This is a genomic window from Lutibacter sp. (assembly GCF_030692605.1).
GTDB lineage: Bacteria > Bacteroidota > Bacteroidia > Flavobacteriales > Flavobacteriaceae > Lutibacter.
Genome location: NZ_JAUYUD010000108.1, coordinates 1 through 15,159, shown reverse-complemented (window position 1 = coordinate 15,159; position 15,159 = coordinate 1). Strand labels below are relative to the sequence as shown.

At 30.3% G+C, this 15,159-nt stretch carries 17 protein-coding genes; all 17 read right to left on the bottom strand.

Translation table 11 applies throughout. The annotated features are described in order from the left end of the window. Positions 1–37 precede the first annotated feature (37 nt). The gene (locus tag Q8S45_RS11420; RefSeq protein ID WP_305604833.1) at positions 38–487 is read right to left on the bottom strand and encodes a VOC family protein; all 450 of its coding nucleotides are present in this window, start codon (positions 485–487) and stop codon (positions 38–40) included. 89 nt (positions 488–576) lie between these two features. Further along, positions 577–957: an SDR family NAD(P)-dependent oxidoreductase gene (locus Q8S45_RS11415; protein WP_305604831.1), complete on the bottom strand. Its 381-nt coding sequence runs from the start codon at positions 955–957 to the stop codon at positions 577–579. Between the two features lie 21 nt (positions 958–978). Continuing rightward, positions 979–1,917 carry an NAD-dependent epimerase/dehydratase family protein gene (locus Q8S45_RS11410; RefSeq protein ID WP_305604830.1) on the bottom strand — a complete coding sequence of 313 codons (939 nt, stop codon included), beginning with the start codon at positions 1,915–1,917 and terminating at the stop codon, positions 979–981. 64 nt (positions 1,918–1,981) lie between these two features. Then, positions 1,982–2,491, bottom strand: coding sequence for a nuclear transport factor 2 family protein (locus tag Q8S45_RS11405; protein ID WP_305604828.1), 510 nt, complete (start codon positions 2,489–2,491; stop codon positions 1,982–1,984). Between the two features lie 67 nt (positions 2,492–2,558). Next, positions 2,559–3,317 carry a hypothetical protein gene (locus Q8S45_RS11400; RefSeq protein ID WP_305604827.1) on the bottom strand — a complete coding sequence of 253 codons (759 nt, stop codon included), beginning with the start codon at positions 3,315–3,317 and terminating at the stop codon, positions 2,559–2,561. A gap of 121 nt (positions 3,318–3,438) precedes the next feature. Continuing rightward, complete coding sequence (locus Q8S45_RS11395; RefSeq protein WP_305604826.1) at positions 3,439–4,185, bottom strand: hypothetical protein; 747 nt, start codon at positions 4,183–4,185, stop codon at positions 3,439–3,441. 181 nt (positions 4,186–4,366) lie between these two features. Next, positions 4,367–6,319 carry a sensor histidine kinase gene (locus Q8S45_RS11390; protein WP_305604825.1) on the bottom strand — a complete coding sequence of 651 codons (1,953 nt, stop codon included), beginning with the start codon at positions 6,317–6,319 and terminating at the stop codon, positions 4,367–4,369. 17 nt (positions 6,320–6,336) lie between these two features. Beyond that, positions 6,337–7,080 (bottom strand): LytTR family DNA-binding domain-containing protein, encoded by a 744-nt coding sequence (locus tag Q8S45_RS11385; protein ID WP_305604823.1) that lies wholly within the window; start codon positions 7,078–7,080, stop codon positions 6,337–6,339. Positions 7,081–7,088: 8 nt separating this feature from the next. Next, complete coding sequence (locus Q8S45_RS11380; protein WP_305604822.1) at positions 7,089–7,673, bottom strand: SDR family NAD(P)-dependent oxidoreductase; 585 nt, start codon at positions 7,671–7,673, stop codon at positions 7,089–7,091. Then, positions 7,627–7,830, bottom strand: coding sequence for a hypothetical protein (locus Q8S45_RS11375; RefSeq protein ID WP_305604820.1), 204 nt, complete (start codon positions 7,828–7,830; stop codon positions 7,627–7,629). The genes Q8S45_RS11380 and Q8S45_RS11375 overlap by 47 nt, the downstream gene beginning before the upstream one ends. 220 nt (positions 7,831–8,050) lie before the next feature. Continuing rightward, complete coding sequence (locus Q8S45_RS11370) at positions 8,051–8,938, bottom strand: nuclear transport factor 2 family protein (RefSeq protein ID WP_305604818.1); 888 nt, start codon at positions 8,936–8,938, stop codon at positions 8,051–8,053. 186 nt (positions 8,939–9,124) lie between these two features. Beyond that, entirely contained in the window at positions 9,125–9,634 is a 510-nt protein-coding gene (locus tag Q8S45_RS11365; RefSeq protein WP_305604816.1) for a nuclear transport factor 2 family protein, read from the bottom strand. Positions 9,635–10,164: 530 nt separating this feature from the next. Then, on the bottom strand, positions 10,165–11,178 hold the full coding sequence (locus Q8S45_RS11360) for a magnesium and cobalt transport protein CorA (protein WP_305604814.1): 1,014 nt from the start codon (positions 11,176–11,178) through the stop codon (positions 10,165–10,167). 66 nt (positions 11,179–11,244) lie between these two features. After that, entirely contained in the window at positions 11,245–12,528 is a 1,284-nt protein-coding gene (locus tag Q8S45_RS11355) for a D-alanyl-D-alanine carboxypeptidase (protein ID WP_305604812.1), read from the bottom strand. Between the two features lie 4 nt (positions 12,529–12,532). After that, complete coding sequence (locus Q8S45_RS11350; RefSeq protein ID WP_305604810.1) at positions 12,533–13,135, bottom strand: DUF502 domain-containing protein; 603 nt, start codon at positions 13,133–13,135, stop codon at positions 12,533–12,535. A gap of 258 nt (positions 13,136–13,393) precedes the next feature. Continuing rightward, on the bottom strand, positions 13,394–14,491 hold the full coding sequence (locus Q8S45_RS11345) for a serine hydrolase (RefSeq protein WP_305604808.1): 1,098 nt from the start codon (positions 14,489–14,491) through the stop codon (positions 13,394–13,396). 9 nt (positions 14,492–14,500) lie between these two features. Next, entirely contained in the window at positions 14,501–14,938 is a 438-nt protein-coding gene (locus Q8S45_RS11340) for an SRPBCC domain-containing protein (RefSeq protein WP_305604804.1), read from the bottom strand. Between the last annotated feature and the right edge of the window lie 221 nt (positions 14,939–15,159).

Sequence of the window (15,159 nt, the reverse complement as noted above, 5' to 3'; positions counted from 1 at the left end):
TTTGCCAACTCTTTTCGGTTTTCGGCTTTCCCGTTTTTTATTTATTTCCAACACTATTCACCTCAATCCAATAACCATCAGGATCTTGAAAATAGATTTGCTTGATTCCATCTGCTCGTAAGCTTATTTTATTTGGTGTTCCAGGCCAATCAGAATACCGAATATTCTTTGCTTCTAATGTTTTGACAAAAGCATCAAAGTTGTCAGTTGTCAATGCAAAATGAACTGCTTTATTAATAGTAACGGGTTCTTTTAAAATAGAAATCAAATGCAATTCTTTTCCTTCACCTAAAGAAAACCATCGAGTGGCATTAATCTTGGTATTATTGGTGATTTCCTGAAGTCCTAAAACGTCTTTATAAAACGTTGCTGATTCATCAGTGTTTTTTACAGATAATGCGATGTGATTAAAAGTAAAGTTGGTGTTTTGAGCTTTTACCATTCCAAAAAAGGCAAAAGCAATGAAGAGGAAGACTGTTTTTTTCATAATTATAGCTTTTGATTTTTTAATTTCATTTATTTCTTGTTCCAACTCAATATTATTTCAGTGATGAGTAACGGTATTGTCCAACAAAATCAAATTATTGTTGGTCCTCTTTCTTCAAACTTTTCCATTAAATTAATTGCAATAGGCAACTCATTTAACCAACGAAAAGTTACAAAAGAAAAGGTTAATACATAACTTCTAATCATCCATTCTCTGTGTTGTTGAATATATTTTCTTCTTACTGAAATATAAGCCATTGCTGCTTCGTCTGTAACATCTGCCACAAAATCTACTACATTTTCAAAATTGGCAAGTCGTTGTCGTGTTTCTTTTAATTTCTGTGCAGAACGCCCAACGAGCATTACGCTTGCGCCTTCTTCAAGAAATCGCTTTGCTGTTGCTTCGCCAATTCCTCCAGTTGCACCCGTTATTAGGGCTATCTTTCCTTCTAATCTTTTTTGATTTTTCACGATGTTATATTTTTAGTTATTTTAGTTTGAATAATTTTTCAAAGTTTCTTTTACGGGTCTAAATTGAATTCCTAAATCTTTTTTAGCCAAATCGTTTTTATAAACAATACTTGGTTTCTCTTTAGGTTCTTGATTGTTGAGCATTGCGCTCATATCTGAAACTTTATAGGTTTCGCTTGTCAATAAATAATCTTTGCCGTGCAATCCTTTGGTAGTTGCTGCTTTAAAAGTGGCATTGGCAACATCTTCAACATCTACAATGGCAAATGGAACATCGTTGTCATAAAGTGCTTGAATGAATTCGTCAGGAGCTATTTTATTTTTGATTAAATACTGTAATGCCGAAGAAGTAGAATCTTCTCTATCTGACATTGATTTCCCTAGAACCGCAACTGGCGAAACGGTACTGATCTCGAAAGATAAATTTCGATTGTCTTTGATAAATTTTTCTACAACTTGGTTGGCCATAAACTTGGCTTGAGAGTATGGATGACTATCAGTACTGGTAAATCGAGTATCGTTTTCATCAAAAGTATCCGTAAAATTTTTAGTTCCTGCTGGCATTGGGAAGTTTGTATTCCAAGCTGCAACCGAGGCAATAAAAACTACTTTTTCGATTCCTGGTGTATGACTAATTACTTCCAAAAAATTTTCAGTTCCTTTTATTGTTGGGTTAAACAACTGGTTTTGTGCATCTTCAAAATCTAATAAAAAAGGTGTTCCGCCATGAATTACAATATCACAATCAAAAACAAAATCTTGTAAAGTTGATTTATCCATTACATCGAGTTCGCTGATGTGTAAATTATCCGAATGGTTTAAATCCATTAAATGTCCGTATTTGTCTTCTCTAGTTATATCGGTTGCTGAAACTTTTACTAGAAAATCGTTGTTTAAAAATGCTTTGGTGATGTAGCTTCCTATGAAACCAGAGCCACCAATGATGCCTACTTTTTTCATGATTTTATGAATTAAAAAACCTGTTCGCTCCTATTTAGCAACGAACAGGCTCAGGAATTAACAATTATTTTGTTACGGTTGTTTCTGTTGGCAGCGGCGGCGGAAGTTTTTGTAAATCCACCATTATTTCAGAATTATCCCAATAGCCATCTTCTCTTACAATTTTTCCATCTACGAATTGTGCTGTATTATGAAACGGAATTTCATATATTTTTCCGCTTGATTTTAAAGTTCCTCTCCATATTCCCCAATAATTTACCCAAGTTTCGCCTTTGTCAGTAACCACCATTTCATAATCTATGTCTTCTACAACCCAAGTAAATAATTTGGCATCATCTTTATTTTTTTCGATAGCCTGTGCTACTGTTATTGCCTTTGCTGTAATTACATTATTTGCTATTTTGGCTGTGTCTGCATAATAATTAGGCATATCATCCCAATTCATTTTTTTATAATCGTTCATTACCTTTTTATAAGTGTCAATTTCTGCTGATTGTTGTGTGTAACGTTGTTTTTGATTACACGATGATAGTGATAAGACTATCACAAGTCCGAGTAGTAATAAATTTTTCATTTTAAAGAGTTTTTAGTTAAACCTCACAGCCCCAAAACTTCAAGACTGTGAGGTTTTGAATTAATAATTATTTTGTTGCAGTGTAGCTCAATTCTGGACGTATATAGCCTGTTACTGGGTCATAACGAGAAATATTTTTGAATAAATCATCCATTAGGAGTTTCATTTCTTCGCCCAATAGTTTATCATTTTCATCGGATTGTTTTGCATAAGATTGTTCATCTTTTGCTGAAATTGCTACCAGAAAATATTCACCCAAAGTTCCATATCCACTATGATATACTCGGAAATATTCTTTAGAACCTTTTTTAACATAAAGGTCTTTTATGGCTTTCATTTTTTCTGCCACAATTTTAGAAGTAGAAGGCGTTACATATAAATAATGGTATTTTCTATAATTATTGCCTTCCTGTGCAGCGATTGCACCTTCTGGCATATAGGTAAGGCTTTCGATTCGAGTAATGATATAACTGCCGTGTCTATCATAGCATTTATTGAAACGATCAAAAAGAGCTCTAAATTTATCTTTTCCCATTTTATCTGCCAATGGAGCAAAACTATCTACATCAAGTGATGCCATATTCTTAATTGATTCAAAAGTCAAATAGGTTCCATTGTCAAGTCTTACAGCCGTCCAGTCAGCATTTTGTAAATTGTATTTTTTACATTCGGCTACAAAAGCTTTAGAGATTTCAACATATTCCGCTTCCATTGATGGTTTTACATAATCTGCATGAATAGAGAACATTTGGTTTTGAGCATTCAATGTAAGGTTTGCAGTTAGTATTAGTGTTGCTAATAACATTGTGTTTTTTAAGGTTTTCATGATTATTTGTTTTGTTGAATAAACCTATGCTGATTTGAAAAGCATATAGGTTTGAAATTATTAATTTATTTGTTATCAACCCTTTCAGAGTTTTAAACTCTGTCGGAGTTGTTGATTTTATTTATTTCGAACTCAAATCAGCTCTATAAAAAAGTAATTCGCTCCATTGCTCATTGATATGCTCTTTGGCATTATCATTGAAAATTCCCCAAGAACCTCTTCCATGTATTTTTTCGTATGTATCTACAAATGATTTTCTAAAACCAGCTTCTTTTTCTTTTAATCCTTGTTTGTATCTTCTAGCAATAGCAAATTGTGCAGGTCCAGAACCATTTGTTTCATAAACTGCTACTGTTGAACCGTTTGCAGCCCAAGCGGCTTTCATATTTTTTAGCATAGTAGCTACTCTATAATTAGAAATACCTTGTTTAGGATAAATGTGTGTAACTTGAACTTTGTCCGAATAATCGCCAATAGCCACTGTACTCAATGAATCGATGTAAACAGAATAACCACTAGATGATTTATCAGTTAAATAAATGGTCACGCTTTTATGCCAATCATTGTTATGCTCTACATTAATATCGCCTCGTTTGTCTTCTGATTCCCAACTTTTAGGTCCTTCTACAATATGGTAACCTCCAGCATCTGGTCCTGATTGAATTTGAAATACACGCCATTTAACATCACCAACATGGTACTTCTTTGCGTGATTAGCGAGTGCTTTTTCGAATTCCATCACTTTATCCACCTTAGGAAATACACGATTGGTCGAAATTACATTTTTGGTTTGGCTTATGCCTAAAAAAGGAATAAGCATCAAGAGAAGAAAAATAGTCTTCATCTTACATTGGAAATTTTTTTTCATAATTTATTGTTTATTAAGTTAGTAGAATAATTATTTATTCTCAGTCTAAATAACATATAATCAATTAGAAATAAACTCGAATTAGGACGAAATGGGATATAAAATGTCCGAAGAGTATATTTTATTTATCGGGTAGGGAAGTATATTAGGTTTTTAAGTCCATTTTTCAGACAACCAATTTCTATAATTTAAAATCAAAAATTATTGTGGTACCATTTTGTGTTAATTCATTCATTATACCATTCAATTGATGGGTAAGCAACGAAATTAATTGCCCTCCAAAACCTGTGCCTTGAATACTATCTGATTTGCCAATACCATTATCAGAAAATTCGAGATGAAGCATTTTATTATTTTGTATTTCTAATTTTAGGGTAACAGTTCCTTTTTTGCCATTTGGAAAAGCATATTTTATAGTATTGGTCAATAATTCATTGATAATCAATCCTAATGGAATAGCAGTATCAATATCTAAATCGAGTTTTTCCATTACTATTTCTATATCGAATAATTCTTCGGCTTTAAAACTATGCATAATGCTTTCGCTCAAGCTCAATAAATATCCTTTCATTTCTAGGGCACCAATATTTTTGCCTTGATACAATTTTTGATGAACAATTCCTATAGAATTAACCCTATTTTGCCCGTCTTTTATGGCTTCTTTAATACTTGGGTCATTAGTTTTAGCCGATTGTAATTCGAGTAAACTCGATATTACTTCAAGATTATTTTTTACCCGATGATGAATTTCTTTTAGTAGTAATTCATTTTCTGCATTTTTTTTATCCAGTAAAATGTTTTTATTTTCTAAGTCATTATTAAGTATTGCCAACTGATTGATGCTTTGTTGTTTTAACTTATAATTTCTATAGAACCAAACAAGCAATATTGCAACAGTAAGCAATGCAATAATGGATATAGTTTGTTGAGTTTGTTTTTGAGTAAGTTTTTTTTCTTGTTTTAATAAATTTATTTGCAACTCATGTTCTCGTAAACTTCTTTCATTTTTTTCTTTTTGAAAAATTGAGGTTAACAAATAATATTGTTTAAAATAGATAAGTGCATTGGCTAAGTCTCCTTTTAATTGGTAGGCTTGACCTATATATTGCGTCATAGATTCTGCAGCATAAAGGTTTTTTATACGCATATATCCATCTCTACTTTCATTATAATTGCTGATTGCCAAGTCGTATTGTTCGTTTCTTAGGTTTATATCTGCCAATAAGCCATATCCGTAAGGTGTAATGCTACTTGTATTAATTTTATGGGTTTCCATTATTTTTAAGGCTTTAATAATATTTCTTTTACCTTCATCGTATTGCTTTTGATTAATTACAGTTTGCCCTTGTGCTGGTGAAGTAATTTGTTCCCTGCCCAAACAAACATAATACCAGGCAGGGATAATTGGGTTTTTGGAATATTTCAAAATCTTTTGCATTTTATCGAAATAATAATACACAGAGTCGCTGTTTCTATCTGTATAATAACTAATTATTGACCTGTAAATCGAAAAGAGTTCTTTTGTGTTTTTTTCTTCCCCCAATTTTTGGTAGTAAGAAAGGCTTTTGGAGAGGTTTTCTAAAGATAATTTTCGTTCTTCTTCTAATTGGTATCTTTCGTAGTAAGCCCCCTTATTCATTAAGTTTTTCGCCACTAAATCAGGGCTTTTAAAATCGTCAGTTAGGGTGAGCGCTTTCGAAAAAAGTACCAATGATTTTTTATGTTCTCTTAATTCGAGTTTGATAGCAGCCCAATTGATCAGGAAGTTATATTCTAAAAGCTTGTTTTGTTTGATTTGAGTTTTATTCAAGTAGTACCATCCTATTCTAGATAATGAATCTAATCCAGATAAAGTATAATTGCAAGTTAACAAATCGGCTTTTTGTAAATAAATAGAAGCCAATTGTTCATAGTGTAACCCAGAATTGTTTCGGAGTAATTTCGTTGCTTTTTCATAATAATAGGTTGAACTATCTCGGTTAAAATGCGGAATTTCTTGAAAATATTGTGCTTTATTTTGATATGTACTACTCCACTTCAAAACTTCATTGGAAGAAAGTTTATTATCATAATGGTTCTGAGAATATCCTTTACAAATAATATGAAGCAAAATATAAAGTATGATTTTATTCATAAAAGACGATTAGCAGATTATACTTTTTGAATATGAAGTAATAATTTTTTCTTCAATTCGGCACTTAGTGGGATTGCTTTTTTTGCAATTACGACATGATTTGTAGCAATTTCGTCTATATGTGAAAGGTTGACAATAAAGGATCTGTGAATGCGTAATAATGTTTTCGACACCAGTTTTTCTTCAATATCCTTGAGGGTCATTACTAAAAGATGTTCCTTGTCTTTACAGTGAATTTTGCAATAATTGCGTTCGGCTTCAATGTATAAAATATTGTCTATATAGATCTTTACCATTTTGTCGTGACTCCGCACAAAGATGCAATTACTCAAAATAAAAGGCTCTTCAGAAACTGTATCCAAGTTCTTTTTATGGTTTTGTTCCTCTTGAATTCGAGCTAATGTTAACTCAATAGCACGCTGTAAATCTAATTTTTTGAATGGTTTTGAAATGAATGAGTAAGGGTTAGTAGCTTTTGCTCTGCTAAAATGTGCGTCGTCAGAGTTGGCCGTTAAATATATTATAGGAATTTTATATTCTTTCTGAATTAAATGAGCCAATTCAATACCGTCTAAATTGCCTTTTAGATTAATGTCTATCAAAAGAATATCAGGAATATGCTGCCGAATTTGTGGCAAGACTTCTTCAGCCCTCGGAATAATTCCAGTTACTTCATATCCTAAATGAGTGAGCTGCAACGAAATATTGGCAGCTATAATCATTTCATCTTCTACTATTAAAATGGTATTATTTTTATTCATATATAAGTTTAAGTAGGCGTATTAATTAATTTTTCAAATGTTTTCACCACAATCATTGGGTCTGTAGGTGCATTTTCATCAGCAAATGCAGCATGAACTTGATTTCCAAAGTTTTCATTAAATTCAGCTACATGCTGGTACGCCTTTGCAATTTCTTCGTTGGCTGCAGGAATCATACTTGGAAAAAAATTAGTGGCAAAAGGTCCAGGTTCTACAATAACCACATCAATTCCTAATGGTGCAAGTTCATAACGCATAGTTTCACTGAGTCCTTCAACGCCCCACTTACTGGCATGATAAATGCCAAATCCTGGAGCTGCAATTCGTCCTGCAATAGAACTTAACTGGATAATTAATCCTGATTTTTGGGCACGCATTCCTTGAAGTACTGCATTTGCCGCCCGAATGTTTCCAACAATATTCAAATCTAATTGTGCTAAACATTCAGCAGACGTAAAAGCTTCTATAGGTCCTCCAAACCCACGTCCGGCGTTATTAATCAAAACATCTATTGTGGGTATATTAGTCATTGCTTCTTTTACACTATCATCGGATGTAACATCCATTTCCAGCACATCTATTTTTAAAATCATTAAATGTTGCGAATTCTTTTAAACTTGAAGCAGCTTCTAAATTTTTTCCATTTACGTTTCTCATGGTTGCATATACATGGTGTCTTTTTTCTGCAAGGTATTTGGCTGAATCAAATCCAAATCCTGAGCTACAACCGGTAATCAATATTTTTTTCATTTTGTGTAATTTTAAAAATAGTTAATAGTAGTATATTTAACCTTATAGGTCTAATAATTAAAATCGTTACTCTAATGAATTTTGAAAAATTAAATAAAAAATGTGCGTTACTATTTTTAAGATTATTTTTTTAATTCTGAATGCAATTTTTAATCGAAAATTACAGATTTAAAAAAATAATCTTAAAAATAGTTAAACGAACTAATTTAATAAATGGTTGCTATTTTGTTACAACATCATCTGCTTGCTTGGTGTCGGTAAATTGCTGAAAACTAATTACTTTACCATCTTTAAATCCCCAAAGATGAGCCATTTGTGCATTTAATACGGCACCATTTTTTTTGTATTTTGCCTGATAACGACCAGTAGCTAGTACCATATCGTTTGATACATTATGTATTTTAATATCAACAAGATTATAATAGTCCCATTCGCCACCAACACGTGCAAAAACTCCGTTTAAAACAGCATCAGGCCCTATATACGGATTTCCATCTGCGTACGGGAAATTTTCAGCTTCATTCCAAACAATTTTGGCATCAAAAGTAGCAAGAACTGCAGGCACATCGCCTTTGGCAAAATTGGCATACAAATTTTTTATAGTGGCTACATTAGATGGATTAACAAGATTGTTTTTTGCGGCTTCAACTTCTTGAAGTGCAAGAACAATTTCAGTAGGATCCCAATACCCGTGTTCTCTTACAATTTTCCCATCAATGAATTGGTACGTTAAGTGAATTGATATGGTTACTTCTTTGTTATTTGCGGCTAAAGTTCCTTTCCAATCTAACCAAGAATTTACCCAAATTTCACCTTCATCGGTAATAACCATTTCATATTCTTGTCCTTCCTTTAAAAAACCACGTTCTTTATAATTAGCATCATTTTGTTCATGATACTTAATCACTTCGCTTGAAAGTATTGGGGTGTTTGTATTGAAATACGTTTTTGACGTATCTGCATACATACTAGGATCGTAGGCTTTAGTATTGTAATTTTCTATTAAAGATTTAACAGTTTCAATTTCTGGTGTGTCTTGCGAATAGCGTTGTTTGTTACAAGCTGAAAACAGAACTATAGATAGTCCTAATAAAATAAGTTTTTTCATAATTTAAAATTTTAGTTAGTAGTAAATATTATTGTTGGTTTTATAATTTCATTTTTTTAGTTCTTTTTTGAATTAATGAGTCCATCTAAAAATTATGTTACCACCTGCTTAATTTCAGGGGTTGAGGGAAATTGCAAATCAATACACCTTTATTATTTTCAGACAGACTCAAAAATGTCAACCTATTTATTCTGTTGCTACTTCATTCACTTTTGCCACTGTTTTTTCAATTAAAGCAGCAGTGATTGATGAAGTATCATAATATCCATATTCTTCAACTATTTTGTTATTAATAAATTTTAGTGCAATGTGTACAGGCATTACAAGTTCTTTGTTTGTTTCATTAACCTTAGCTTCCCAAGTTCCCCAGAAATAAACCCACGTTTCATTTTTGTCGTCTATAATCATTTCATAAAATAAGTCTTTGTCTGAAAAATGATAGCTCGAATAGTTTGTTAGGGTTTCTTTAAAATTGCTTTCAAGTTGTTGTGGAGTAATAGCAGTAAGGCTATTATGATGAACTTTTGCAGTATCAGCATAATGAGATATCCAACTTTGCCAATTTCCATCTTGATAATCTTTTACTAATGCTTTTGTAACATCAATTTCAGGTGAAGTTGTTGTGTAACGAGCAGGTTGATTGGTACAGGCTACTAGGATTGCTAGTGTAAATGCAAATAAAATTAGTTTTTTCATGATTTTTAATTTTTAGTTAGTAGTAATATTTATCGATGTTTATATTCATTTATTCAACTCTTAAAATAGAGTTTGCATTGCTGTTTTTGGTCAAAACTAGCACTTGATAAAAAATAGGTGGTGAATAAAAAATCTGTAAAGTAGCTTTCAAGAAAATAAGAGCCATCTTTTATGCCTATGCTTCCATTTATGTTTTTTTAGTTAGTAATCAACTAATGAATAACATGTGATTTCGCATAACTCATCAATATAAATTGAAATTAAATGTAGCCTGAACTACTTAAAATTTACTGACGATAAAATTTAGGGGTTAAAAAATGCGATAAAAAACACACTATTTAAGAGTTGAATGATGTAAATATATAAAAAAAATAATATAATAAATTGAAATTCAGTAAATTATTTTAGTTCTATAATGAAGTAAGATAAATTCAAATACTGACTTGGGTTAATCAATTATAATTTAAACAGTTTAAAATGTAAACTAATAAACGGAAAACAAACATTTTTTGAATTGCATAATAAAATAGTTAATCAAACCATTTCGATTTTTTAAAATAATAAAAACCAATGAGTACAATAAAAATCATTACTCCAAGAACTACAAAATATCCATATTGTGTTTCTAATTCGGGCATATTTTTAAAATTCATGCCATAAATACCTGCTAAAAAAGTAAGGGGAATAAATATTACCGAAATTATGGTTAAAGTTTTCATAACTTCATTTAGCCTATGATTTTGAATATTAAAAATAAGGTTAATGCTACTTTCAAATTGCTGCAAGTCAAAATCAATATCATCAATCATAAAATTTGCTTGTTCTTTTAATTCGCTGAAATAAGAAGTTTCAAAATCTTCAATATCAAGATTTTCAATTTTACTGATTGCTTCTCGCAAACTGCTAATTGCTTTTTTTAGGATAAATAAATTTTGTTTATTGTTTTCTATAACTATGGCAAACTCAGGGCTAGGTTTTACTTTCGATAAATCTTTTATTTCTGTACTTTTTTCAAGTAATTTTTCATAAGCATCATAATAGTTGTCTACAATTGCCTCAATTATTCGATACAATAAATAATCAGCTTTCTTTTTTCTTATAATGCCTTTATTTTCAGCAATTCGTTCTCTGATATGTTGAAAATAATCGCCTGATTTTTCTTGAATACTCCAAACAAAAGTTGGAGATACTATAAACATCATTTGCTCAAAGTAAAAATTATTATTCACATAATGTAATGTTTTGAACGTTAAAAAAATAGAATTATCTAGTTCAATTATTTTATTTCTATGTTCATTTTCAATAATTAAATTCATTAAAAAATCGTCTAAATTATTTTGATGAATAACTTTTTTAAATTCATCTTTATGGTCAAGCCCATACACGTTAAACCATTGAATTTTATTAGGTAACTTACTAATTTTAAATTCATCAATATTTTGAAAAACCTTTTTAGAAGATTCCGTAGTAGAATATTCAATTAGTGAAGTTTGGCTCAGAAAATGTGCCATTGAATTTGAAGCTAACGTGTTTTTATTTTTCACGAGTTGTATAATTTGAATAGTTGAAGATACATAATAATTAGAAATTCATTTATTATGAGCATAATTTTAGTATTTTAAATAAATATTTTGAAGCGTTTTTTCAATATCACTTTTTATTTGGGTTGTACTTTCTAGAAAATGATTGTTCATATAACTGAAAATAAGAATTGTTCCCTTTTTCGTTTTTAAAAAGCCACTTAAATTATAGTTGTTGGATAAAGTTCCTGTTTTTGCAAATATATATGGTTCAGTACTTTTAAATTGATTTTGTAAGGTACCAGAAATACCACCTTGCGGAAAATAGGTAATTAATTCAGGAAAAGGAATCTCGTTGTACAATTGTTCTAACACAAAAACCATATCTTTTGGAGATATTAAATTGTAGCGAGATAAGCCCGAACCATCAACCCAACGCGGTTTTTGAGGCAATTTGTACAAATAATTAGCTAAAGAATAGTCTATTGCTTTTTGAACATTATATGTATTTGCAACTTCTTTACCAACCTGTAATAGTAATTGTTCAGCAATAAAATTATCGCTATCAATTAATAATTTTTTATAAAGATTGCTATATGATTCAACATATAATTTAATAAACGTGTAATTTTTATTTGGTGGTACTAATTGAATACTTTTTCCTGAGATTTCTTCCAAAACATTTTTGACAACTTGATTGGAAGTAACAAAAGGTGTTTTTTGAATTTTATCACTTTTTTGAAGTAAATAAAATAGATTTGAATGCACTTCTCTAGTTTTTGAATTAGATTCAACAAGTTTTATAAATGATTTGAAATATGCTGGATTTGATTGAATTACATTATTTTTATTTTGATAAGTAACAACATTTCCACTAACAGGAAACAGGTTCTTCTCGGGCATAAATGCAAAGGAATAATCGTCCCAAGCCCAACCGGAGCCATAAACTGGCTCGTCAATTGCAGCATTAATTAAATAGATAGGCAATTTAGTATTTTTTAAAAACTCAAGAATTTTTGTATCGTTAAATCCGTAATTAAACGAAGGGTTTGCAGTTCCTTTTATGATTAATGAGTCTTTAGTTTCATAAAATTCTAAGCCAGGAACAGAATCTTTAAAAGTTCTAAAAGCGGTGTAAAATGTTAAAAGTTTGGTATTAGAAGCAGGCGTAAAATAGGTATGACCATTATAATTTATTAGTTCGTCTTTTGTTTTTGGGTTGTATAATACAAACCCTTTGAAATCAGATTTATTTTTAGCTTCAACTTTAAAGTTTATTTTAATTTTTCGAGTTGAACTGCACGAGCTTAAAAATAACAAAAAAGCCATACTTATCATTAATAAAATGGATGGTATGGATTTTAATTTAGTCACAAACTTATTGTATTTCTTCAGTGTTTTTTCCCAGTCCTGTTAAACCAGCAGAAACAATAAACTTCATTAAATCGCTAGAATTAACATTTAAAGGTTTAACATTTGCTTTTGGTACAATAAAAAGTTCACCTGAAAAGTTATAAGAATGAGGAAAATACACCGCAACTTTATCTAGTTCGTCAATAATTTCTAAGTTTTTAGCAGTTATAAATCCTAATTTTTCTAAATCGGTAATTGAGTTTACTTTGACTAAAACTGGTTTGTTGAATTTTTTTTCTTTGCCAACAAATGCCGAAAATAAATCGTTAAAAGCTGAGTATACAAAATTTAGTAAAGGAACTCTTTCTATCACTTTTTTAAACAAAACTTTTAAAGGTTGGGCAATAAATGTTCTTCCAATAAAACCGACCAAAATTAAAAAGAGAAGCAGTGTTAAAATACCTAATCCTGGAATTTCAAATCCAATTAAAGAAACTAATTGTTTTTGTAAAAGTCCATCAATAAATGTAAAAACTGAATAAATAACATAAGCTGTAACTCCTAAAGGCGCAATATATAAGAGACCTTCGAGAAAGTAATTAATAAGTTTTCTAATTATTTTTTTCACATTAAAGATTTTAAAATTAAAATTATTATAAAATTAACAAGGGTTTTCACTGTAAAAGAGATCTTTTCATAATCCTAATAAATTTTTCTAGCACTAACCAGTTTAAATTTTAAAGAGACAAATGCCAATGAATTATTATGTAAATCTAATGAAAATGAGCGAGATTTTAAGGTACATTAAATCATTTTTGTAGCTGTATAAATTGAGATTTATAACATTATGATATTATCTTAACTAAAATAAATAGCAAGTTTTAGTTTAATTAATAATCGCACTAAGGTATTGCCAAATTTCGTTGTGAAAAATAATGGGAACTAAGCTGTTATCTGGAGCTTCTCCAAACCTAATTACTACTATATTTTTACTTGGAAGAATGTCTATAAACTGACCATTTTTACCCATTGCGGCTACTAAATCGGTTGGGGCAGCAGGTGCTAATGAGGTGTTAAACGAGTTTGGTAAAACTGGATATACAATAGAAGATTTACCATTTAACCACCATAAATACCCATAAGACGGATTCAAGCTTTGAGAACTAGTTATCATATTTTTAAAATAGGTAGCATCTTTCATTAATTGTTTGGTTTCCCATTTCCCATTATTTAAAATTAGTAAACCAAACCTTGCCGCATCTCTTGCTGTACTATAAAATACGTTGTTATAACCACTTTTAATCCAGGTGCCTTTCATTCCAATTTTGCTGTTAAGGTTGTTTTCAGTATATTGATTGTAGGTAATTCCAGCAGTATTGGACACAACTTTTTCTAATAGGGTATAAGGTGCATTATGATAAAACCATTGGCTGCCAGCATCTACTTTATATTTGAGGCAAATAGCATCGGTACAATCAACATCTAAAACATTATAATCTAACCCAGTGGTCATTGTTAATTGATGTTTAACGGTAATTAAATTTTCTTTTTCTAATGGCAAACTCGACCAATAAGCACCTAAATAAGTAGATGTTTTTGAATTAATATTCAATAAACCATCTTCTTGAGCAATACCAACTAAATAAGCTGTTATAGTTTTACCTGCCGAAGCCCAATACCAACTTGAATTTTTATCAAAATTACCTGTGTTTGTAATAGTAGAACCCCAATATTTCTCCAATACTATTTTTCCATTTTTTAAAACAATAAATGCCCTTGTGTTTTTTGATGAAAGAAAATCATAGAGACTATTTAAAGATGAAGTGTTCCAGTTTAAACTTTCTGGTGTCGAATTTTCCCATTCTTGAGAATTAATAGGAGGGAAGTACTGGTTATTTAAATTGTTATCGGTTGAAGAAACATCTTCAGAACTATTACAACTTAACAGTATATATAAAAAAAATGGTGTTAAAAATCGATTCATTTTATAAATTTATTGGGTATCGATAAATTGTTTTAAACGCAATTTTATAAAATAATTCCAACCATTTTGGCAGCTTTCACTAGTGAATTCAGGAATGTCCTTTGGATAACTTTTTAAAACAATACTTGTAACTTTAAGTTTTGTGCCATCAATTGTTTTCGACAACTCGAAAATAACATTTCCATCGCCTACATATTCTTCATATTTCCAATTATAGACTATTTTTTGATTGGGAATTACTTCAATTATTTTCCATAAATGCATAAAGCTTCGTGTTTCAGCCTGAACATTAAATTTTGTTGAAAATCCTACTTTTGGTTCAAAAGAGGGAATGTTTTCAAAAAACCATTGTTTCATTAAATCTAATTCTGTAATTGCTTTCCACACTTTTTCTATGCTTTTTGAAAAGTTTTCTTCAACAGTTATTGTTATGCCATCATTTGTCATTTATTGTGAATTTTAGATAAATATACTATGTTATTGATTTTAAATTAATTTTTTCAACAAAATTACCCATTACTCCCATCAATTAAGTAATAAGAATAAAATAATGTCGTATTTTATTGCGTATATATAATAATTTTCGTATATTTATCTCATTATGAGATATATAACACTTAAAAATGAAGAGATTGAGGTATTGGAATACCTTCATCGGAATAGCCCTA

Bases quoted from the DNA above. Each gene is read 5' to 3' on its own strand.
- Q8S45_RS11420 (WP_305604833.1), bottom strand. From the start codon at position 487: ATGAAAAAAACAGTCTTCCTCTTCATTGCTTTTGCCTTTTTTGGAATG.
- Q8S45_RS11410 (WP_305604830.1), bottom strand. From the start codon at position 1,917: ATGAAAAAAGTAGGCATCATTGGTGGCTCTGGTTTCATAGGAAGCTAC.
- Q8S45_RS11405 (WP_305604828.1), bottom strand. From the start codon at position 2,491: ATGAAAAATTTATTACTACTCGGACTTGTGATAGTCTTATCACTATCA.
- Q8S45_RS11400 (WP_305604827.1), bottom strand. From the start codon at position 3,317: ATGAAAACCTTAAAAAACACAATGTTATTAGCAACACTAATACTAACT.
- Q8S45_RS11395 (WP_305604826.1), bottom strand. From the start codon at position 4,185: ATGAAAAAAAATTTCCAATGTAAGATGAAGACTATTTTTCTTCTCTTG.
- Q8S45_RS11390 (WP_305604825.1), bottom strand. From the start codon at position 6,319: ATGAATAAAATCATACTTTATATTTTGCTTCATATTATTTGTAAAGGA.
- Q8S45_RS11385 (WP_305604823.1), bottom strand. From the start codon at position 7,080: ATGAATAAAAATAATACCATTTTAATAGTAGAAGATGAAATGATTATA.
- Q8S45_RS11380 (WP_305604822.1), bottom strand. From the start codon at position 7,673: ATGATTTTAAAAATAGATGTGCTGGAAATGGATGTTACATCCGATGAT.
- Q8S45_RS11375 (WP_305604820.1), bottom strand. From the start codon at position 7,830: ATGAAAAAAATATTGATTACCGGTTGTAGCTCAGGATTTGGATTTGAT.
- Q8S45_RS11370 (WP_305604818.1), bottom strand. From the start codon at position 8,938: ATGAAAAAACTTATTTTATTAGGACTATCTATAGTTCTGTTTTCAGCT.
- Q8S45_RS11365 (WP_305604816.1), bottom strand. From the start codon at position 9,634: ATGAAAAAACTAATTTTATTTGCATTTACACTAGCAATCCTAGTAGCC.
- Q8S45_RS11345 (WP_305604808.1), bottom strand. From the start codon at position 14,491: ATGAATCGATTTTTAACACCATTTTTTTTATATATACTGTTAAGTTGT.
- Q8S45_RS11340 (WP_305604804.1), bottom strand. From the start codon at position 14,938: ATGACAAATGATGGCATAACAATAACTGTTGAAGAAAACTTTTCAAAA.